Raw genomic sequence first — 18,616 nt, forward strand, 5'->3', positions numbered from 1 at the left:
AATGAAGGTTCGGATGGCCACTGACCGTACCGAAGTGGATGAGGACAGCCGCAGCCTCGCGGGCGGCGACGGCATAGAGGTCCGTTGGGTCATGCCCGAGGGCTTCCTGGAGCTGCCCTTCGAGGCCGAGGACCTGGACGACCTCGCGGGCCAGCTGCTCGCGTTCGCCGAGACCACGCTGCCCGGCGCCGATGAGGAAGTGCGCGTGCAATGGGCTGTCATGTGCGCGCTGAACTACGACGATTTCATCGAGGCGGGCGTCCAGTACGCCGGGTTCGTCACGACCGAGGTGGAGGGCGTGCGCTGCACCGCCACGGTCAACGTCAGCATGACGGACCTGGACGAGCGCGCGGGGCGCAACCCCGCGGGCTTCATCGCCACGACCATGCGGCACCTGGACATCGGCGAGGTCAGCGAGGTCATGCTGCCGTGCGGCCCCGCGGTGACGTGCGTCGGCAGCCGTCAGGCCACGGTGGACGCCGCGCTGACCCAGACCGGACAGGCGGAGCCCATCACGACGTCCTTCATCCAGGTGCAGATCCCGGTGAAGAACGGCACGGCCGTGGTGCTGGAGATGGGCACCCCGACCAGCGAGGGATGGGACACCTTCTCCGCCATGTTCGCGGGCATCGTGAAGAGCGTGCGCTTCTTCGACGACGAGGGCGCGACGGTGGTGATGCCGGGGTGACGGACATGCCGACGGGGGCCGACGCCTCCTCGCCGCCCGGGGCCTTGCCGTCCGGGCCTCCGCCCGGGGCCTTGCCGTCCGGGCCTCCGCCCGGGGCCTCGCCGTCCGGGCCTCCGCCCGAGGTCTCGCCGCCCGGGCCCCCGCCCCGGGCGGCGGTCCCCAGGGACTACCGCCTGCTCGTTCCCCGGGACTGGTTCCGCATCGATCTCACCCAGGACCGGTGGCGCGGCCAGCTCAAGACCTTCGTGGACCGGCAGGCGGCGGGACGCGGCGTCTCCGCGGACCTCACGCGCAAGGTCTGGTCGACCCTGCGCAACACCGCGGAGACGGGGCGCACGCGCGGCGCCATGGAGTTCTATCTCCTGACGACCTCGGACGACGGCGGCATGCCCGCCTCGCTCCTGGTCTCACTGGTGCCGCTGGGCAGGACTCCGGCGGATCCGGCGGCGTACGCGGAGTTGCTCGAACTCAGGCAGCCGGAGGAGGGCGGTCCGCAGCGCGAGATCACGGTGGTGGACCTGCCCGCGGGCCCCGCCGTGCGCGTCCTGGGGCCCACGAGTCTGGACTTCCACGTCCACATGCCGGGCGGCACCGGCTACTTGATGCTCGCCTTCGCGGCGCCGCTCACCGGGATGGTGGGGCCGATGGAGCGGCTGTGCGAGGCGATGGCGGGCTCGCTGGGCTGGGTGGAGTGACTCCGGGCCGGTGCGTGCCCGCGCACCGGCCCGGTCGCCCCACCGGTTCACCGGTTGACCGTTCACCGGTTCACCGGTTGATGGACTGGATCTCCTTGACGGCGACGTCCTGCTCGAACGTGGACAGGCCGTCGGGGAGCGCCGGCTGCCGCGCGGGCCCTTCGGGGTCCGCGGAGTCGGTCCAGGTCACCTTCCAGGTGACACGCGCCTGGAGCGGGTAGGCGCCGTCGCCGGACGACTTCCGGTACTTGATGTTGCAGGCGTCCTTCGACGTGTCCAGCTGGTAGCCGGACTTGGACTTCGTCAGGTCGTACGTGCACGACTGCGGGTCGGCGAACTCGGTGCCCGCGTCGACGCGCAGGGCGACGGGCTTCGCGACGGTGGTCGCCGCGATGTCGACGCCGAGGTGGTCGAAGTGGGCCGTCACCCAGACCGGGTCGATCGGCGCGTCGAACTTCACGTGCGTGGCCAGGTTCACGATCTGGTTGTCGGCCGCGGGCCGGAGCGTGACCGGGGGCGCGGGGAGCTTGGTCCGCGCGTAGGCGAGGCCCGCGAGCACGAGCGGCGAGATGGCCTCCTTGGGCGGGTCTCCCTCCTCGACCCACTGAACGGGCTTGATCGGCGTGCACTTGGCCATCTCAGCGGGTGTGGCGTTCCCCGCCCTCAGCCGGTCGACGTCGTACGTCCGGTACCACCAGGCGCCCTTGTCCTTCTCGTGGAAGTCCTTGCCCTTGTCCCAGCCCGGCAGGGTCTTGCCGGAGCTCGGGTCGATGGGCGCGGTCTTCTTCGAGTCCTCCTTGTACTGCTTCCCCGTGAACTTGGGCTGGGTCCAGCACAGGGGCGGGTCCCACGAGCCTTCGCTCCGGGCGATGGGGCTGGCGCCCTTGCCGCCCTTGAAGTTGGTCTTGAACTGGACCTGCGCCCCGATGGAGCCGTCTCCTGACGAGCCGCCGCTGCCGGCGGGCGGTTCACCGGAACTGCCGCTGCCGTCGCCCGCCATCGCCGGGGTCACGGAGCCGAGCACGAGGAGAGCCGCTATGCCCGAACCGGCCGCGGTGCGGGTGAGGTTGCGCAACCTGCTCACTGGCACTCCTTCGCCGACGTCTTGCCGCGGAAAGACTGCACGACCCAGGTGCCGTTGCCGGTCTTGGCGAGCGTGGCCGTGTTCTTGATGAAGTCCGAGGGGCTCGGCTCCGTCTTGCGCGTCTTGCCCGACGTGATGTCCTTGGCGTACGCCTTGGAACGGTCCTCGCAGTAGCTGACGACCGCGATGTCGCCGGTGTGGGTCTCGACCTTCCGGTCGTAATAGCGGTAGAGACCGGTGATGGTGCGGTTGTCCGCCTTCGCCTTCTTGATCTCCGATACGTAGAAGGCGAGCGCCTCGTCGGCGTAATAGCGCGTCAGATAGCGCGACTTGGGGTCGAGGTCCAGGAAAATCCGCTGCCGGGCCATCAGCGACTCGGCCTGTTCCTTGAGGATCCGGTCCTTCGCCTTGTCCCCCGTCGTGTCCGACGCGATCTCGACCTTCACATCGGCGGGCAGGCCGAAGTCGGGGAGCTCGGCCGGTGCGGTGGACGACTTCTCGGGGCTCTTCGGGCTCGCGTTCGCGTCCCCGCCCGCGCCCTCGATCTTGTCGCTCGCGTCGGAATTGCTGCTGCAGCCCGTGAGGACCAGGGCCGTGGTCGCGGCGAGCACGGCGATGGTGGGCATGGTGCGGCGTTTCACGGTCGGCCCCCGTCGGGCGAAAGTGTCTGCATCGCACCGACGGTATCTGCGGGATTGACGGCCGCGCCACCGGCGAAAAGGGCGCAAGTCGCCTTATTTAGACGTACCGTCGCCGCATCGTTCAGTGAAGAACGTAACGGTCAGCGCCAATTTCACGGGTCAGGCGTCGGACACGGAAGCCAGACGGACCTCAGTATCTGCTCCGCCCCGGAAGTTCGAGCTCGTCCGCCTCCGGATGGAAATTCGCCGCGAACGGATAAGGACCGTAATGCGGATAGAAGGCCGGAATGTCGGCCCCGTTCTCCGCGGCGATGTGCACGATCTTCCGGTACGCCGCGGCGCGGGCCCGCACCTTTTGGCGCGGGCGATTTCCCCACTGGCGGATCAGCGAGACGACGAAGAACAGGAGCGTCGCGGCGACAAGCGCACCCGCGCCCGCGTAGAAGAGCGTCTTGTTCCGGTCCGATTCCCAGTACTGGACGTACGCGCCCCAGTAGACGAAGACCCCGAAGAGGATGAAAGCCGCGGGATAGCCCGCGCGCTTCCCCGCACGGGTGAGCTGTTCGTCGTCGAGCGCGCGCAACCGCAGCATCTTCAGGACCGCCTCGTCGTCGAGGAAGTCGAACCGCACCCTGCGGCCCTCGGCTTCGGCGGCACGCCGGGCCGCGGGCACGGCGGCGATGACCTCGCCGGGGATCAGCTTCCTGATGATCCCTTCCCGCGCGCGGTACTCCCACGGCCCGGGTTCGCGGTCCTCGTCCTGGTCCTTGTCCCTGGCCTCGTCTTCCCGGTCCTCCTGCATGGGGCCACCGTAATGACTCTCCGGCGGTCGCACACCCGTTTCCCTCCGGTCACTCCGACTCGATGATCAGCGGGCTGCCGTCCGCGTGGAACAGGCGGATGCTGCTCACCACGTTCCCGAAGATCGTGGAGAACGTGTCCCAGCCGACCGGTGTGGGCGTGCTCATCTCCATCACGACCGTGGTCATGTTCGGCAGCGGGAGATAGACGCGGACGTACGAGGTGGGGACCGGCAAGTCGGCTCCCGATTGCGTCAGTTGGCCGCTGATCCGGTCCTCACGGGTGCCGATGCAGGAGACGGCGGGACCGCACGGGAGCTGGATCTCGGCGACCTCGGCGCCGCCCAGCCTGCGCAGGCCGGAGGCGATCGCCGCGATGGTGTCGCCGTCCTGCGTCTCGGGGCTGTCGGTGAGGGAGGCGAAGACCGTGGCGCTGCACGGGTCCTCGCCGATCGCCGCCACGCAGACGGCCGCGAACTCGGCCCCGTCGGCGAGGAGATCGTCCATGCCGAGCGCGATGACGACCGCCAGTTTGAGGCAGTCCTCGGGCTCGGCCCCGGGCAGCGCCTTCTCGGCCAGCTCCTCCAGGAGCCGCACCGCCTCGTCCTCGTCGTCCTCGTGCAGCGGGATGTCGTGGAAGATCTCCGGCATCACCCAGCGGACGTGGATGGTGTCGGAGCGGACCGTGGCCGTGTTCACGCCGGGCGCGGGCCCGGTGGGGATGAATTCCAGGCGGTCCGGCAGTTCCGTGGGGGCGGTCACGTGAGGCCGTTGCCTTCCGAGAGGGCCGGTGCGGGGTGTTCGGGCGCTTCGGGGAAGAACTTCCGCGAGGTGATGTACATGCCGTAGTGCGGGTAGAGCGACGGGACGTCGGCCCCGCCGTTGCGCGCGATGACGACGATCTTGCGGTAGAGCCGCGCACGGCACCGCATGTTGCGGTTGGTCTCGTCGAGCAGGCTGCGCCGTCGCAGCAGGTAGAGCGCGACGAGCAGACCGACGACGATCACGGCGTCCCCGACCAGGAACGCGATCTGGAACGAGCGCGGCTTGTCGACGGCGACCAGGTCCCAGAACGGCCAGGCGCCCGCTCCGAAGATGAACACGGGCAGGGCGAAGAGACAGCCGAGCACGCCCGCCTTCCCGGTGTCCTCACTGCGGCGGTAGAGCATGTGCAGTACGGCGCGGTCGTCGAGGAAGTCGAACCGCACCTCACGTCCGTACCTCTCGGCGGCCTCCCTCGCGGCCGGGACGGAGGCGATGACGGAGCTGGGGACCAAGTCGTGCACCTGGCCGCCGTCGTCGACGAACTGACCGTTCTGGAGCGCCTGGAAGTCACGGCGCGACGTGGGGCCTGGCATGGCTCCTCCTTACCCTGCGGGTGCGAGCGCGCCGTGGAACGGCGCGGACGTCGGACTCGGCCGCGGGGAGGGCGACGGGCGGTCCGGAGTGGACGGTGGCGTACTCGGGCTCGGCTTCGGGCTCGGCCCCGGACCGGGGTCGGGGGTGACGTGCTTGGGTGCCTGGTCGCTCTGGTCGGGCAGCACCCGGTTCAGCTTGATCGCCGACTGCACGCCGAGGTTGGTCAGCGCGGCGCCCTTGATGAAGCGCGTCACGTTCTCCGGCAGGAAGCCCGCGCCGGGGATCTTGGAACCGACCTTGCTCAGGCCCGGCACCTTCGCCGCCAGCTTCCCGCTCAGCAGCTTCGACGCGAGGCCCACGCCCTTGTTGATGCTCTTCACCGCGATGCCGTTGGTGAACATGCCCCAGGCGACCTCCCTGGCGGCGCCGAGCCGGGTGAGGCCCTTGGCGCCCACCGCGAGGCCCTTGAGCGCGCCGACGCCGGGGACGATGCCGAGCACGTCGACGGTGATCTTCACCCAGTCGAACTTCCCGCCCCTGGCGAAGACGTCGTACAGCCGCCCGGTCAGCGCCGTGGCGCTCAGCGCCGCGGCCACGCCCACGATGATCGCGGCGATACCGCCCGTCAGGACGACCGCCGCCACCAGCGCCACCACCGCGAGGACCGTGGCCGCCGCGGTGAACCAGTCGGCGTGGTCCGCGATCCAGTTCATGAATCCGCCGGGGTCACGCACCCCGTCGTGATGGATGATCCGCTTGATCTTCTTGGCCGCGGCGCTCGCCGCGTCGTCGCGGATCTCCTGCGCCTGCATGATCTTCTGCCGGTACCCGGCCATCACCTTCGTGGAGTCGTCGAGCTTCTTGCGCTGCTTGGAGCGCTCGACGCTGTCCTCGGCCGATGACGGCACGGTGCCGTCGGTCTTCGCCAACGCGGCCTGGGCGGCCTTGTGTTCGGGCTCCATGGCGCGGAAGTCGGCCAGCGCCTTGTCCGCCATGCGCTGCGCGCGGTTCAGCTCGCTGGCGTACTCCTTGGACTCGCCGCCGCCCTCGTCCACCTTGGTGCCGATGGCGACCGCGGCCTCGTCATAGCGGTCGTACGCGTCCCGCAGGCGCTTGGAGGTGTCGCCCGCGGTCTCGTGGAAGGCGCGCCCGGCCTCGCTGTCCCAGTTCTCGACGGACGCGAGCGCCTTGATGTTCTTGGCCTGCCGGTCGATCTCGTCGGCCATCCGGCGTAACTTCTTGCCGAGCGCGGCCACTTCGTGCGGGTCGCCCGGGATCGGATCCGAGTCGAACAGAGGGGTCCAGTCGGCCGGCCGCGCGCTCACTTCTTCCCCTTCTTGGCGCTCTTCTTCGCGTCCCTGAGGGCTTCGGCGAGGGCATGGTCCACGTCGTCGTACGTCTTGGCGGCTTCCGCCGTGTACTTGGCGAGGTTCTCGATGTCCTTCATCAGCTTCTTGCGCGTCTTCTTCCACGTGCCGGAGAAGTCGTCGAAGATGTCGCGGAGCTTCTCGCTGCCGAGAGCCTTCTCGTAGCCGTCGGAGGGGTCCCCGTGTTCCTTGAACTCACGGTGGATGCCGTACAACGCGTCCGAGCAGTCCTTGATGAGGTCCAGATCCGCTCTGAGCCTGTCACCCATATCTCGGCCCCCCGCCTCGACTTGAACCCTGCCGAACGTATCCATGGTGGCTGGAGGGCCACTAGCGACGAAAGTGGTGGGTGCGCCCTTACTTTCGACAGTTTCGGTGGAGAACCTGTCGATCTCGGGGCGCACCTCGACCGTCGGCCCAACCGGCCAGCTCCTGCTAGCGGTTGACCGACTGCACTTCCTCGACCGCGATGTCCTGCGTGACCTCGATCGTGCCGTCAGGCATGCCCTGGGGCGCGTTCTGGCCCGTGCCCGTCCAGCTGATCTCCCAGGTGAGGGCCGCCTTCAGGGGGAAGGTCTCGCCGCCGGACGAGCGGCCGTAGACGATGCCGCAAGGCGGTGTCTCCTTGGACTTGCCCTTGGCGTACGGCTCGCCGATCTTGCCGTCGACGATCGGGCACTCGCCGCTCGCGGGGATCAGCGTGGCGTCGCCGGTGCCCGGCTTGAGCGTGAGGGACTTGGGGGTCGCGGTCGTCGTCGCCTCGATGTGGAAACCGGGGACGTCGACCGTGGCCGTGGCCTTGACGTCGTCGAAGACGGCCTTGTCCAGCCAGGCCCACGTCGGCAGGTTCACCTTGGTGGTGCCGTCGGGAGCGAGGGACACCTTCGTGTCGGGCAGCTGCATGCGCTGGTAGGCGAGTTTGGAGAGCATCTCCGGCGTGATGGCCTCTTCGTACTGGGGCGGCGGCTTCTCGCCGTTGTCGACCCAGAACGGCAGGTCGGTGCAGGAGGTCCGCTTGAGGTAGTCGGGCTCGTCGGGGTTCTCGACCCCGGCCCAGAACATCCCCTTGCCGTCCTTCTCGACGTTGTAGTCCTTGTAGCCAGGGGTGTCCGCCCAGCCGTAGTCGTCCTCGTAGTGCCGCTGCGTCTCGTTGAGCGCGGCGCCCGCGTGGCCGGTCATGCCGGGCTTGCCCATGGCCTCCTTGAGGTCGCCGGACATCTTCTTCTTGAAGTCCTTGGCGCCGAGGTACGGGGCGTACCAGCAGGGCGGCGGGTCCCAGGTGACGTCCGAGGAGGTGACGTTCCCGGGGCTGCCGGGCTTGCTGACGGCGCCGGTGTACTTGACCTGGGCGGTGGCGTAGATGCCGTTGCCGCCGTCCTTGCCCGCGTCCGTCTTCGCCGAGCCCTTGCCGTTGCCGAAGTCCTCGTCGGCGTGGGCGGTCCCGCCCGTCATGAGGGCGCCCGCGGCTATCGCCAGGGCGAGGCAGGCAGTGGTGACCCGCGGTCTCACGCGCACTGCTTGGCCTTCTCTGTCACGAACACGAGCGATGCGCGCCACAGGTCGTCCTTCCCCGGAAACTTGTTCATCACGATCTTGAAGTGGTCGTACGAAGCCGGTCCCGAGGAGTTCCCCTTGCGGATCTTCTCGGACTTCACTTCCTTCGAAAAGAACTTGCTGGAGTCCACGCAGAAGGACACCTCGACCGCGTTGCCGTTGGGCGCCTTGCGCGTCTGCTCCTGGTAGTGGCGCCGGGTGCCCGTCGAGGTGAGCCCGGCGTCGACCCGGCCCTTGATCTGGGTGCGGGCGTAGCTGAGGCCCTTGTCGGTCGCGTACGCGGCCACGGCCGGGTCCGTCGCCGACTGCTCGGCGACGCCCTTGTAGATGGACTGGACGTAGTGCCGCGCGTCGTCCAGGGCGGCGGCCTCGTCCTTGTCCTTGGGCTTGTCCCAGTCGAAGACCAGCTTCAGGTCCGCGGGCAGGGAGAGGTCCACGCCGTCCGGCTTCTCGTCGTTCGACGCCGAGGGATCCGCCGACTTCTCCGGCTTCTCCGCGCCCTGCTCAGCCCCGGCGATCTTGTCGCCGTCCTTGGACCCGTCACCGTCCGAGCCGCCGCAGGCCGTCAGGAGCAGGGCCCCGGTCACGGCGAGCGCGGCGGTGACGGGCATGGTGCGCGTGGTGGTGCGCGTAGTGCGGCGGTTCACAGTCGGCTCCCGGTGGGGCGAGGGGTGTCTCCAACGGGGTGACGCTAGCCGGGGGGTTGACAGTTCCGCCAGGTTTGATGACGGGATATGTCATGCCATCTCGGCGGACTGTCATCGTGTCGTGACGCGACGGGCGTGCCGCCACGGGCAAGACGGATGCGGCGGGTGTGGCGGATGTCGCACGGACCGCGCCGCCCGAGCCGTTCGCGCTCGCGATGATAGCTTCGCTCTACATAGGTGTAGTAGAGCTACGGGCGGGGGCCGGTATGAGCGACGACACGGCCGATGCCGTGGCGCACGCGGATGCCGTGGCGCACGCCGAAGCGGATGCCGTGACGCACGCCGACGCGGCTGCCGTGGCGCCCGCAGACGTCGACGACGCAGCGCTCGCCGACGCCCCGCCCGAACCCGCCCTCAGACCCCGCGCCCAGCCCGGCCCCGGCGTCGAGCTGAGCCGCCGCGCTCGGCTCTACGCCGACGGCGGCGAGCTGGTGCTGCGCACCCGCTCCGGTACGCGGCGGCTGCCGGTCGGGGGCGAGGGGATCAGCCGGGCCGTCTTCGTCGACGTGGCGGGGCCCGAGGCGGAGCGCATGGGGTCGCCGATTCCCGGCGCCTGGGGCGAACTCCAACTGCAAGACAGCAAAGGCACGTTGGTCGCCCGGCTGCGCCTCGACGACTGGCTGCCCGAGGCCGACCAGCTCCCGCAGCGCTCCGTACGAGGGGAGCAACTCCTCAGCCGTACCGGCGTGGCGGGGCTGCTGGCGGCCGCGCGCATCCCCCTGCACACCGTGCGGGACGCGGACGACCCGCTCGTCGACCGGGACCGGGAGGCCCGCCGCCACGCTGTCCCCCTGTCGCCGGGCAGCGTCTTCCCCGCCTGGTACTGGCTGACGCGCGGCGTCGCCGCCGCCGTCTGGTTCGGCACCTTCACCGTGCTCCTGTTCTCCGACGCCGCCGCGCCCCCGCTCGTCCTGGTGTCGGCGGGCGCGGCCCTGACCGCCCCGGCGGCCCGCATCGCGCTGCGTGCCTGGACCCGGCTGCGGCTGCGGCGCTCCGCCCCGGCCGGCGCGGCGGTCACGATCACCCCGCGCCCGGCTCCGGACGCGGGCGCCACGGTCAGGTTCCGCCGCGACACCGAGATCCGCGTCGAGCGCCACGACCTGGTCCTCAAGGACATCTCCGGGCAGGAGTACCGGCTGGCCCGCAGGGGGCCGCACGCCGTGACCGCGCTGGTTCTCGTACGTGATCGGTCCGGTGCGCCCGTCGGGGTGGAACTGCGCGGCCGTGACGGTCAGGTCAGAGCCGTACTGCCCTGGCTCCAGTGGTTCGGCGGCGCGGGCGGCGGCGACGGATGGGCGGCGCTCCAGGGCGCCCTCGCCCTGCCGGTGCGCGAACGCGGGCTGACGGGGCGAGGTGGCGGCTGGCCCAAGGGGCCCGCGCTCGGGCTCCGCATGCTTCCCGCGTACGGGAAGGAGGCGCGGGCGGTGTCCCGCTTCCCCGGCACGCTCGTGGGCGTCTCGTCCACGGCGGTCATGGCCGTCGGCTCCTGCCTCTCCGTCGTCTACGGGGTCCGGCTCCTGAACGCCCACCCCGGCGCCGCGCGGGCGACCGTGCTCATGGGGGTTCTCGCGGCGCTCCTGCAAGCACTTCCGTACACGATCCATCAAGGGTGCGGCCGATATCGGCTCGACCGCCCCGCGTCCGGCTAAGAACAGCACGAAGCGAAGTAGGCAGAGCGAAGCGAGAAGGGGGAATTCGGGTGGGCACACCGGACCTGTCGGTCGACATCACGCTGCTCAAGGCGACGGAGCGGCAACTCCACGGCATCAAGGGCGAGTTCGAAGGCATCGACGACTGGAAGAAGGAGCTCAGGGCCGTGGTGGGGGCGCCGCGCATGGCCAAGGCGATGTCGACGTTCGTCGACAACTGGGACCGGCACCGCAAGGGCCTCGTCGAGGAGATCGACAAGATCGGCGGCTGGGTCGAGACGACCAGGAAGACGTTCGAGAAGGCCGACAAGGACCTGGCGGATTCGGCCGAGAAGGCGAAGCGCGAGAAGGCCAGGGCGAAGGGGAAGTAGGGAACATCATGGCGCGCCCCACGGACTGGCATCCGCTCGCCGACAGCGACCCGGTGCCCGGGTCCCCCAAGGACATCGACGACGAAGTCGAGCACATGAAGAACGTCGCGAAGAAGCTGCGCGACCAGGCGGAGAAGCTGCACAAGATCGCCAAGAAGGAGGGCCTGAAGGGCAAGTACTCGGACAAGCTGACCGACGGGGCCGCCGAACTCGGCAAGAAGCTCGACCAGACCGCGGAGCGCTACGAGGGCGTCAAGAAGCACCTCTCGGGCTGGGCCGGTGAGCTGCGCGGCGCCCAGTCCGCCGCCGGAGACGCCCTTGAGCTGGCCAAGAGCGACGAGGAACAGGCCAAGAAGGACCTCAAGAAGGCCAAGGAGAAGTACGACAACGACGCCGACCACTACGCCACGTTGATCGAGAACGCCATCGACGACGACCCGCTCACCGACAGCTGGTGGGACAACGTCAAGGACTGGATCGACAAGAACGCGGGCTGGCTGAAGGTCGTCATCGAGATCGCCAGCTACGTCGCCACCGCCCTCGCCATCGCGGCGATCTTCATCTCCGGCATCGGGATCGGGGTGGTCCTCGCCGCGGGAATCGCGGTCCTTGTGGCGAGAGTGGGGATGGCCGCCGCCGGACAGGGCTCCTGGGCGGACGTCGCCCTCGACGTGTTCGCGCTCGCCACCATGGGCCTGGGGCGCGGTGCCGTCTCCGGCCTGAAGGCGGGCCAGGCGGCCACCCGGCTCGCCGCGGGGCAGGGCGCCAAGAAGGCCGCCACCAGCGCCGCGAAGAACGGCATGAACAAGGTGTACGGGCAGGCCGGGCGCACCCTCGCCAACAAGGGCGCGTCCAAGGCACAGAAGCGGGCGGCCCGCGAGGCGATCGAGCAGGCCGACGCGCTGGCCGCCAAGGCGGGCGCGGGCGCCGAGAAGGCGGCCACCAAGGCGCCGCTGCCCAAGGTCAGCAAGACGGACATCCTGAGGGCGGGCGGCGACAAGGACGCGGCCGTGGCGTACAAGGACATCATGAAGACGCGGGCCGCCCACGCGGGCAACGACGCGGTCCACACGGCGAGCCAGGGCGCCGAGAGCTATCTGCGCCACAACCAGCAGGTCTTCGCCGCGGGCCAGGGCATCGACCTGGGCGGCAAGGTCCTCGGATCCAGCGACACGTGGACCGACAAGCCGTACTTCGAGCCGTTCCAGAACTACAAGAACGAGTACACCGCCGAAGTCGGGTCCACCTGGTGAGCCGGGGGAGCGGCGACGGCCGCCGACGTGAGCCCGGCGAGCGCTACTTCGCTGCCCTCGACCGGAGCCGCGAGGAGAAGGAGCGGGCGGCACAGGAGGCGGAGGCCGCCTACGGCAAGGACGTCGCCGTGGTCCGCGTCATCTCGCTGGTGCCTCCGCTCCTGTACTGCGCGGCCATGATCGTGGCCGCCGCGTCGCAGGACGTCACGGCGTTCGTCGCGCGCCATGTCCTCGGACCCGCGGGCGTCGTCGCCACGGCCTTCGTGATCGGGCTGATCCTGAAGTACGAGCGCTCGCCGCGGCGCGACTTCGGGATTCCGGTCGTGGTCTTCGCCCACGCCCTCCTGAACGGCCTGACCGGGTTCGTCACCGGTTCGATCTTCTACGTACTGATCCCGCTCGCGGCGCCGCTCACCCAGTGGGGCCTGCCCAAGTTCCGTGCTCTGCAGGGGCGCAAGCCATGACCGACCGCATCTCGCCGAAGGCCGACGTGACCGACCGCACCACCACCGCCCCCCGCGGCTACCAGCTGATCCTGCCGCCCGAGTGGGTCCGCATACCCATGCGGTCGGGCACAAAGGAGGCGATACGCGCCCTCGTCGACGACGCCTTCGCCACGCTGCCCGCGGACGTGCCGCACGACCGGATCGGGCCCTACCGGCGCGAGTTGGAGCGCCGCCTGAAGGACGCCGTGGCGGAAGCCCGCAAGGCCGAGGCGCTCGACCTCTACCTGCCGCTGGAGCGGATGCACGGCATCGCGGTGGCCGCCTCGATCGTGGTCTCGGAGATGAAGTTCCCCGACGAGGTCGCCGTGGACCCCTCGGCCGTCTCGCGCCGCCTCCTGGAAGCACCGGGCCGGGACGGCGAGACCACCGCCGCGGAACTCGACGGCATCCGGGCGGTCCGCACGGAGCGCACGGTCGCCGCCGACGCGCCGGGCGGCGGCGAACTCGCCTCGCGCCGCGTCGACTACGTCGTCCCCGTGCCGGGCGATCCGGGCCGCTGGCTCGGCGTCGTCTTCTCCACGCTCGGCGAGGCCGAGCCCGACGACGCGCTCGCCGACCTCTTCGTAGAACTGTTTGACGCGATGATGAGCACCTTCCGATGGAGCCGAGCATGAGCTGGCCGCACGTGGACTACGACACCGACCTGTGGATGCAGATCCCGAACTCCTGGGCGGGCACGCCCTGGAAGGGCCCCAAGGAGTGGGGCCGCTACATGTCCGACGCGTGGTGGGGCGACACCGACCTGGAGCCGACCCGCAAGGACGTCAAGGGCCTGGCCGCCACGCTGCGGGCCTGCGCGGAGCGGTTCCCCGCGAGCCACCCCGGCTTCGACGTCTACCTCCACCTGCCCGACCCGCGCGTCATGCCGCTTCCCGTGTACGTCGCCTCGGTCGAGGCGGACGGCGAGCGCGAGGAGACCCTGCGGGCCCTGGTCACCACGGACGACGCGGCGCTCGTGGAGAAGCCGATCGTGGAGGACTTCACCACCGAGGCGCTCGGCACGGGCCTGCGCTCCCTGCGGTACACGCAGACGGACGACGACCGCACGATCGTCGCAGGGGTGCGGTACGCCTGGCGGCACGAGGCGGCCGGGTGCGATGTGGTGGTGATCGTCGCGGCGCCGGACCCGCGGCGGGTGCTGGGGGCGATGGACGACGTCGACGCGTTCGCGGGGTGGATCAGCGTGCCCGCTGGGGGCGCCCAAGACCGTTAGCCGGCCCGTTGGCTAGCCCAGCTTCGCGCTCTGCGCGTCCACGACCGCCGTGGCGATCTTCGCGTTGCCCGCGCGGGACTGGGTGAACGCCACCCCGTCCACGGCGAAGTAGACCGCCAGGGTGTCGCCGTGGCGGACCGCCTGGGTGCGCAGGGTGTGCGTGACGTTCTGGTACTCCGTCGTGGCCTTGAACGCGACGGACTCGTCGGCGCCCGAGGGGGTGGGGGCGGTCTCGGCGGCGACGGAGGTGTACGGGTTGCTGGTCTTGCCCGCCTTGGCGGTGAAGCCGCCGCCGCAGGCGCCGACCACCTTGGAGAGCCCGGCGAGAGCGGTCTTCGCGGCGCCCTTCTCGTACGCGGTGAGCGTGACGTAGGTGAAGGTGCCCGGCCCCTTCGCACCCGCGGCCACGCGCGTCACGTCGGCCTTCGGGGAGCCGAGGGGGACCTGGTTCATCGCGTACGCCAGCGGGGCGCAGGCCGCCTTGTCGAGCTTGATCTCCCCCTGGGACTTGGCGAACACGAACTTCTGGCTGGGCTTGTCGATCCGGTACCCCTTGACCTCGTCCTTGGTGAGGACGGCACGGTCGAGATCGGCGGCCGGGTCGGCGGTCTTCTCCGGAGCGCCGGAGGCCCCGGACTTGTCGCCGCCCTTGGCACCATCGGAGCCGGAACCGGAGTCGGAGCCCCCGCAGCCGCTGAGGGCCGCCGCGCAGAGGAGGGCGAGGACGGGGGCGGCGGCCTGGGCGAGGCGGGTCCGCTTCATGAGAGCTCCTGACGTGGTTCCTGTGGCGGGTGGGGCGGGACCGTGCGTCCGCGGCACTTTACTGTGCGTGCGTTCGTATGCTGCGGCAACCTCCCACGGTGCCGGTCCACTTGTCCCCGTACTCCGCTGGTGGTGGAGTGACAGCACGGCACCGTTGTCAGGGGGGGGGGCACCATGCTGGCCAGGGAGTACGGGTACCGGGTGCTGCCCCGCACGGCCGTCGATACGGCGTCGACGTTCCGCTACCTCGAAGTCTGGCGGCGGCAGGCCAAGGAGGAGCATCGCGCGACGCGGCGCCGCACCGTACCGGGGTTCGCGTTCCTCGCCTTGGGGTTCTGCTACGTGTGTTTCGGTATCGCGGGCTCGGCCCCCCTGACCTTCCTTCCCGCGCCCGTGATGCTCCTCGTGTGGTGCGCCGTCGACGACTGGATCGGCAAACAGGCCAAGCAACCCGTCACCCAGGCACGCGAGTTGCTCACCGCGTCCCCCTGGCAGGTCTGGCCCTGCAGCGTGGAACGCACACCGCACAACGCCCAGGTGCACCTGATCCATTTGCTCTCTCCGGACCGGGAAGTGGCCCGTACGTTCGTCGGTCAGATGCCGGAGGACGCCTGGCTGTCCATGACCGATGGCCGGGGCATCGTCCTGGTCTGCGGTGATCTGCGCTTCGTGGTGGCCATGGCCACCACGCGGGGGCGGCCCGTCTGGATCGGCCAACCGGTTCCGACGCCCGCCGAGTCGGACGCCGCGTCGGCCCAGCCGCCGGGCCCCGTCGACGAACTGATCCGGCAGGCCGGACAGGACGCCGTGTCGAACTGGCTCAACGACCTCTTCTGAGCCGGACGTCGCCGCCGCCCCATATTCCAGATGCGTACGCGCGTGCCCCCTCGGCATGATGGCGCGATGTCCGAAAGCGCCGAGATACGCGAGACACACGAGACACGCGAGACACGCGAGACACGCGAGACACGCACCGCACTCCACCGCCGAGCCGAACCCCCGTACTCCGGTGCGGACGAACGCGCCTCCCTGGTCGCGTTCCTCCAGTACCAGCGCGAGACCCTGGCGATGAAGTGCGCGGGCCTCACCGCCGACCAACTGCGCGAACGGGCCGTGCCACCTTCGGAGATGTCCCTCCTCGGACTCGTCAGACACCTCGCGGAGGTGGAGCGAAGCTGGTTCGGCAACGTCCTGAACGGCGAGGACCTGCGCGCCCATTGGCGCTCACGCGTCCCCGGCGAGTACGCCGACTTCGACGTGACGGACGCCGACGCCGACGAGGCGTTCGACATCTGGCACGCCCAGTGCGCCCGCTCCCGCGCCCTGGTGGACGCCACCGACTCGCTCGACACCACGGTCCACTTCCGCGAGGAGCGGTACTCGCTCCGCTACATCCTCACGCACATGATCGAGGAGTACGCCCGGCACAACGGGCACGCGGATTTCCTCAGGGAGCGGATCGATGGGGAGACGGGGGAGTAATCGAGTGACGGGGGAGTAGGGGAGCGGGGAAGCGGTGGGCCGGGGCAACGCGGCTCGGCGCCCCGGCCCACCGGTCGACCTACCGGTCGACCCACTGGTCAGCCAACCGGGCGCCTCAACGGCGGTGCATCGCCCGCTTCACCTTCTTGCCCGACGCGGACTCGTCCAGCGTCTTCCACAGCTTGGCCGAGCTGAGGGACGTGTAGACGCCGGGGGCACCCTGCGAGCCGCAGCCGTCGCCGTAGGAGACGACGCCGATCAGGATCGGGGCCCTGCGCCCGGGGACGTTGCGGAAGATGGGGCCGCCGCTGTCACCCTGGCAGGAGTCCTTGCCCTCCACGCCCGCGCAGAAGTTGACCTTCGCGTCGTACTCCTTGTAGCTCGTGCGGCATTCCGCGTGCGAGATGATCGGGACCTTGACCTGGCGCAGCCGGTCGGGCGTGTACGTCATCTCGGTGTCCGTATTGCCCCAGCCCGCGACAGTGGCCTTCTGGCCCGGGCGGATCAGGGCGTCGGTGCCCTGCGTGGGCAGCGCGACCGGGGCGATGCCCTTGACCGGCTTCTTCAGCTGGAGGAAGGCGACGTCGTACGCCTCCTTGCCCTTGAGGTAGCGCGGGTGCACGACCACGCCGCCCTTGGCGATGTCACGTATCTGCCCCTGCTTGGCGGAGAGCACGGTACGGCCGACGGCCACCTGGAGGGACGTGGGCCTGACCGGCTTGCCCGCGTCGTCGACGAGGCAGTGCGCGGCCGTCACCACGGTGTCGGCCGTGACGAGGCTCCCGCCGCAGAACTGCCGGTCGAGCGCGCTGCCCGACCCCTTCTCCAGCAGCGCGACCATGAACGGATAGGCGTCGTTGGAGACTTCGGTCCCGCCGATGATGGCGTGCGCGGCGGGGGCGGAGGTGGCGACCATCGCCAGGGCGGCGGCGGAGGCGGCGAATCCGGCGGCGGTTCTTGTGAGGGTCTTCGTGGAGGTTGTCGTGGGGGTCTTCATGGGGGGTGGGTTTCTCTTTCGTGCGTGAGGGATTGCGGGTCATTGATTTGTGTGCGCGAAAGGTCCGAACCATTGACCCGGCAAGTCCCGTGCCCTGGAAGGGGTTTGGTCTACGGTTCAACGAATTCTCGTGGAGCCCCTCGCGTCGGAATGTGAGAGGGGGGTAAGGGGTGGTGGGTTCATTCGTCCCCCGGACACCAGAGGGCGCACCGCGAGGATCTGACGCCGTACTCGTACGCCGAATCCCCAGTTGCGTGGGTTCTGAGGAGGACCGGCGGGTTTTTGGTGCCGGTGCTCCGGGAGGTGCCGGCGTCCCTTCGCGGGCGGTGCGACGGGCGACGTGGCGGACGGGAAGCAGGTGGGAACCGTTCCCGCTTCTCCCCGCGTCCCTTCTGGGGTCGGCCGATCATGGCGTGGACCTCCTGCGGGCCGTCCGCGACCGTAGGGAAGTCGCCATCCGGGGGTCCCTCGGCGCCCGTTGCGCAAAGCGCATCTATTCGCGTACGCACACAGATCCCACTCCCTGAGATCCAGGAATGGCATCGGAACCAGAGGCCGCCGATTGCGCGTGGATAACGATGAGAGGCCCGCGCTTCACGATCCTTAACGCGCCTTGAGGGGCTTATGTGCTGCTGATACGGTGCGATGACTTGACACTGAGCCTGGGGCTGAATAGCCCGCCCGAGGTGGAGCGTAGAGAGTCGCGAGTGTCACAAATGACGGAAATTGACCGAATCTTCTTGGGCGTGCGGGGAGCAGTTGCGTGAAGATCCAGGAGCGTATGGGGGCGGGCAACAACCGTTCTGCCGCGCCGGCTCAGCCAGGTGTCGGCGAGCGCCTTCCCGCGCCGCCTCGCGAGCGCAAACCGGCACTCGCCGCACTGGCCGTGCTCCTCATCCTCGTCGGCGCCCTCGGCGCCACCGTGCTCGTGCTGCGCGCCGGTGACCGCATCGAGGTCGTGAAGGTCGTCGCGCCCATCGCGGCGGGCGAGTCGCCCGTCGAGAACAAGAACATCAAGTCCGTGCTCGTCTCCGACGACACCGGCCTCAACTTCGTCAAGTGGGAGCAGCGCGGCGCCCTCTCCAAGCTGAAGGCCAAGAGCGCCATCCCCGCCGGTTCGATCGCCGTCGGCGAGATGTTCGCCAAGAGCTCGGGGCTGCCTGCGGGCAAGGCGTCCGTCGGGCTCTCGCTCAAGGAGGGCCAGTACCCGTCCGACCTGAAGGCCGGTGACACCGTCGCCGCCTACCCGGTCGTCTCTGGCACCTCCACGGGGAAGGGTTCGGCGAGCGGCAGCGGCGCCGCCGGCGGTGAGCCCCTGGTGACCTCCGCCCGCGTGAACACCGTCGCGGCCAAGAGCGACGCCACCGTGAGCACGGGCAACCTGAACATCACCCTCCTCGTGTCGCAGGAGGAGGTCGCGGGGCTCGCCAGCTCCGCGTCCGACGGCAAGGTCGTCATCGTCCGCGTCACCAATGACAGCAACTAGAG

22 protein-coding genes are annotated in these 18,616 nt (G+C 69.8%); 11 read left to right on the forward strand and 11 right to left on the reverse strand.

All coding sequences use genetic code 11. From position 1 onward, the window contains the following. Positions 1–13: 13 nt before the first annotated feature. Positions 14–688 carry a hypothetical protein gene (locus KY5_RS23640; protein WP_098244133.1) on the forward strand — a complete coding sequence of 225 codons (675 nt, stop codon included), beginning with the start codon at positions 14–16 and terminating at the stop codon, positions 686–688. Between the two features lie 5 nt (positions 689–693). Continuing rightward, positions 694–1,383: a hypothetical protein gene (locus KY5_RS23645; RefSeq protein ID WP_234362830.1), complete on the forward strand. Its 690-nt coding sequence runs from the start codon at positions 694–696 to the stop codon at positions 1,381–1,383. Positions 1,384–1,453: 70 nt separating this feature from the next. Here KY5_RS23645 and KY5_RS23650 read toward each other — a convergent pair whose 3' ends face one another. From KY5_RS23650 to KY5_RS23690, 9 genes are all read right to left on the reverse strand, one after another. After that, positions 1,454–2,467: a hypothetical protein gene (locus tag KY5_RS23650; protein ID WP_098244134.1), complete on the reverse strand. Its 1,014-nt coding sequence runs from the start codon at positions 2,465–2,467 to the stop codon at positions 1,454–1,456. Beyond that, positions 2,464–3,108 (reverse strand): hypothetical protein, encoded by a 645-nt coding sequence (locus tag KY5_RS23655; RefSeq protein WP_159072592.1) that lies wholly within the window; start codon positions 3,106–3,108, stop codon positions 2,464–2,466. Before KY5_RS23655 ends, KY5_RS23650 begins: the two co-directional genes overlap by 4 nt. A 190-nt stretch (positions 3,109–3,298) precedes the next feature. Then, positions 3,299–3,910, reverse strand: coding sequence for a hypothetical protein (locus KY5_RS23660; protein WP_098244136.1), 612 nt, complete (start codon positions 3,908–3,910; stop codon positions 3,299–3,301). 49 nt (positions 3,911–3,959) lie between these two features. Beyond that, positions 3,960–4,670 carry a hypothetical protein gene (locus KY5_RS23665; RefSeq protein WP_098244137.1) on the reverse strand — a complete coding sequence of 237 codons (711 nt, stop codon included), beginning with the start codon at positions 4,668–4,670 and terminating at the stop codon, positions 3,960–3,962. Beyond that, on the reverse strand, positions 4,667–5,266 hold the full coding sequence (locus KY5_RS23670; protein WP_098244138.1) for a hypothetical protein: 600 nt from the start codon (positions 5,264–5,266) through the stop codon (positions 4,667–4,669). Before KY5_RS23670 ends, KY5_RS23665 begins: the two co-directional genes overlap by 4 nt. Positions 5,267–5,275: 9 nt before the next feature. Next, complete coding sequence (locus KY5_RS23675) at positions 5,276–6,592, reverse strand: putative T7SS-secreted protein (protein WP_098244139.1); 1,317 nt, start codon at positions 6,590–6,592, stop codon at positions 5,276–5,278. Continuing rightward, positions 6,589–6,903 (reverse strand): hypothetical protein, encoded by a 315-nt coding sequence (locus tag KY5_RS23680; RefSeq protein WP_055555968.1) that lies wholly within the window; start codon positions 6,901–6,903, stop codon positions 6,589–6,591. The genes KY5_RS23675 and KY5_RS23680 overlap by 4 nt, the downstream gene beginning before the upstream one ends. Before the next feature lie 166 nt (positions 6,904–7,069). Further along, entirely contained in the window at positions 7,070–8,086 is a 1,017-nt protein-coding gene (locus KY5_RS23685; protein WP_418952876.1) for a hypothetical protein, read from the reverse strand. Positions 8,087–8,139: 53 nt separating this feature from the next. After that, positions 8,140–8,835 (reverse strand): hypothetical protein, encoded by a 696-nt coding sequence (locus KY5_RS23690; protein ID WP_324963954.1) that lies wholly within the window; start codon positions 8,833–8,835, stop codon positions 8,140–8,142. A 266-nt stretch (positions 8,836–9,101) separates the two neighbouring features. Between KY5_RS23690 and KY5_RS23695 the strand changes: the two genes are divergently transcribed. The 6 genes from KY5_RS23695 to KY5_RS23720 are packed head-to-tail and all read left to right on the forward strand — an operon-like array spanning position 9,102 to position 13,887. After that, positions 9,102–10,544: a hypothetical protein gene (locus KY5_RS23695; protein WP_234362832.1), complete on the forward strand. Its 1,443-nt coding sequence runs from the start codon at positions 9,102–9,104 to the stop codon at positions 10,542–10,544. 50 nt (positions 10,545–10,594) lie between these two features. Further along, entirely contained in the window at positions 10,595–10,915 is a 321-nt protein-coding gene (locus tag KY5_RS23700) for a hypothetical protein (protein WP_098244141.1), read from the forward strand. 8 nt (positions 10,916–10,923) lie between these two features. After that, positions 10,924–12,168: a hypothetical protein gene (locus KY5_RS23705; RefSeq protein WP_098244142.1), complete on the forward strand. Its 1,245-nt coding sequence runs from the start codon at positions 10,924–10,926 to the stop codon at positions 12,166–12,168. Then, on the forward strand, positions 12,165–12,632 hold the full coding sequence (locus KY5_RS23710; protein ID WP_098244143.1) for a hypothetical protein: 468 nt from the start codon (positions 12,165–12,167) through the stop codon (positions 12,630–12,632). Before KY5_RS23705 ends, KY5_RS23710 begins: the two co-directional genes overlap by 4 nt. Beyond that, positions 12,629–13,288, forward strand: a complete 660-nt coding sequence (locus KY5_RS23715; protein WP_098244144.1) for a hypothetical protein — start codon at positions 12,629–12,631, stop codon at positions 13,286–13,288. Before KY5_RS23710 ends, KY5_RS23715 begins: the two co-directional genes overlap by 4 nt. After that, the gene (locus KY5_RS23720) at positions 13,285–13,887 is read left to right on the forward strand and encodes a hypothetical protein (protein ID WP_159072593.1); all 603 of its coding nucleotides are present in this window, start codon (positions 13,285–13,287) and stop codon (positions 13,885–13,887) included. Before KY5_RS23715 ends, KY5_RS23720 begins: the two co-directional genes overlap by 4 nt. A gap of 12 nt (positions 13,888–13,899) precedes the next feature. Here KY5_RS23720 and KY5_RS23725 read toward each other — a convergent pair whose 3' ends face one another. After that, on the reverse strand, positions 13,900–14,649 hold the full coding sequence (locus tag KY5_RS23725) for a hypothetical protein (protein ID WP_098244146.1): 750 nt from the start codon (positions 14,647–14,649) through the stop codon (positions 13,900–13,902). A 174-nt stretch (positions 14,650–14,823) separates the two neighbouring features. Between KY5_RS23725 and KY5_RS23730 the strand changes: the two genes are divergently transcribed. Both KY5_RS23730 and KY5_RS23735 read left to right on the forward strand, forming a co-directional pair. After that, positions 14,824–15,486: a hypothetical protein gene (locus KY5_RS23730; protein ID WP_098244147.1), complete on the forward strand. Its 663-nt coding sequence runs from the start codon at positions 14,824–14,826 to the stop codon at positions 15,484–15,486. A gap of 66 nt (positions 15,487–15,552) precedes the next feature. Further along, positions 15,553–16,131, forward strand: coding sequence for a DinB family protein (locus KY5_RS23735; RefSeq protein WP_098244148.1), 579 nt, complete (start codon positions 15,553–15,555; stop codon positions 16,129–16,131). Between the two features lie 115 nt (positions 16,132–16,246). Here the strand turns inward: KY5_RS23735 and KY5_RS23740 are convergent, their stop codons facing one another. Next, the gene (locus tag KY5_RS23740; RefSeq protein ID WP_098244149.1) at positions 16,247–17,128 is read right to left on the reverse strand and encodes a S1 family peptidase; all 882 of its coding nucleotides are present in this window, start codon (positions 17,126–17,128) and stop codon (positions 16,247–16,249) included. A gap of 763 nt (positions 17,129–17,891) precedes the next feature. On the opposite strand from KY5_RS23740, the gene KY5_RS23745 reads away from it, so the two are divergent. Then, entirely contained in the window at positions 17,892–18,614 is a 723-nt protein-coding gene (locus KY5_RS23745; protein WP_098244150.1) for a hypothetical protein, read from the forward strand. Positions 18,615–18,616 lie beyond the last annotated feature (2 nt).

The sequence above is a fragment of the Streptomyces formicae genome (assembly GCF_002556545.1).
GTDB lineage: Bacteria > Actinomycetota > Actinomycetes > Streptomycetales > Streptomycetaceae > Streptomyces > Streptomyces formicae_A.

Coding starts and splice junctions, on each gene's coding strand:
- KY5_RS23640 (WP_098244133.1), top strand. CDS start 14: ATGGCCACTGACCGTACCGAAGTGGATGAGGACAGCCGCAGCCTCGCG.
- KY5_RS23645 (WP_234362830.1), top strand. CDS start 694: ATGCCGACGGGGGCCGACGCCTCCTCGCCGCCCGGGGCCTTGCCGTCC.
- KY5_RS23660 (WP_098244136.1), bottom strand. CDS start 3,910: ATGCAGGAGGACCGGGAAGACGAGGCCAGGGACAAGGACCAGGACGAG.
- KY5_RS23670 (WP_098244138.1), bottom strand. CDS start 5,266: ATGCCAGGCCCCACGTCGCGCCGTGACTTCCAGGCGCTCCAGAACGGT.
- KY5_RS23680 (WP_055555968.1), bottom strand. CDS start 6,903: ATGGGTGACAGGCTCAGAGCGGATCTGGACCTCATCAAGGACTGCTCG.
- KY5_RS23685 (WP_418952876.1), bottom strand. CDS start 8,086: ATGACGGGCGGGACCGCCCACGCCGACGAGGACTTCGGCAACGGCAAG.
- KY5_RS23695 (WP_234362832.1), top strand. CDS start 9,102: ATGAGCGACGACACGGCCGATGCCGTGGCGCACGCGGATGCCGTGGCG.
- KY5_RS23705 (WP_098244142.1), top strand. CDS start 10,924: ATGGCGCGCCCCACGGACTGGCATCCGCTCGCCGACAGCGACCCGGTG.
- KY5_RS23715 (WP_098244144.1), top strand. CDS start 12,629: ATGACCGACCGCATCTCGCCGAAGGCCGACGTGACCGACCGCACCACC.
- KY5_RS23720 (WP_159072593.1), top strand. CDS start 13,285: ATGAGCTGGCCGCACGTGGACTACGACACCGACCTGTGGATGCAGATC.
- KY5_RS23725 (WP_098244146.1), bottom strand. CDS start 14,649: ATGAAGCGGACCCGCCTCGCCCAGGCCGCCGCCCCCGTCCTCGCCCTC.
- KY5_RS23730 (WP_098244147.1), top strand. CDS start 14,824: ATGCTGGCCAGGGAGTACGGGTACCGGGTGCTGCCCCGCACGGCCGTC.
- KY5_RS23735 (WP_098244148.1), top strand. CDS start 15,553: ATGTCCGAAAGCGCCGAGATACGCGAGACACACGAGACACGCGAGACA.
- KY5_RS23740 (WP_098244149.1), bottom strand. CDS start 17,128: ATGAAGACCCCCACGACAACCTCCACGAAGACCCTCACAAGAACCGCC.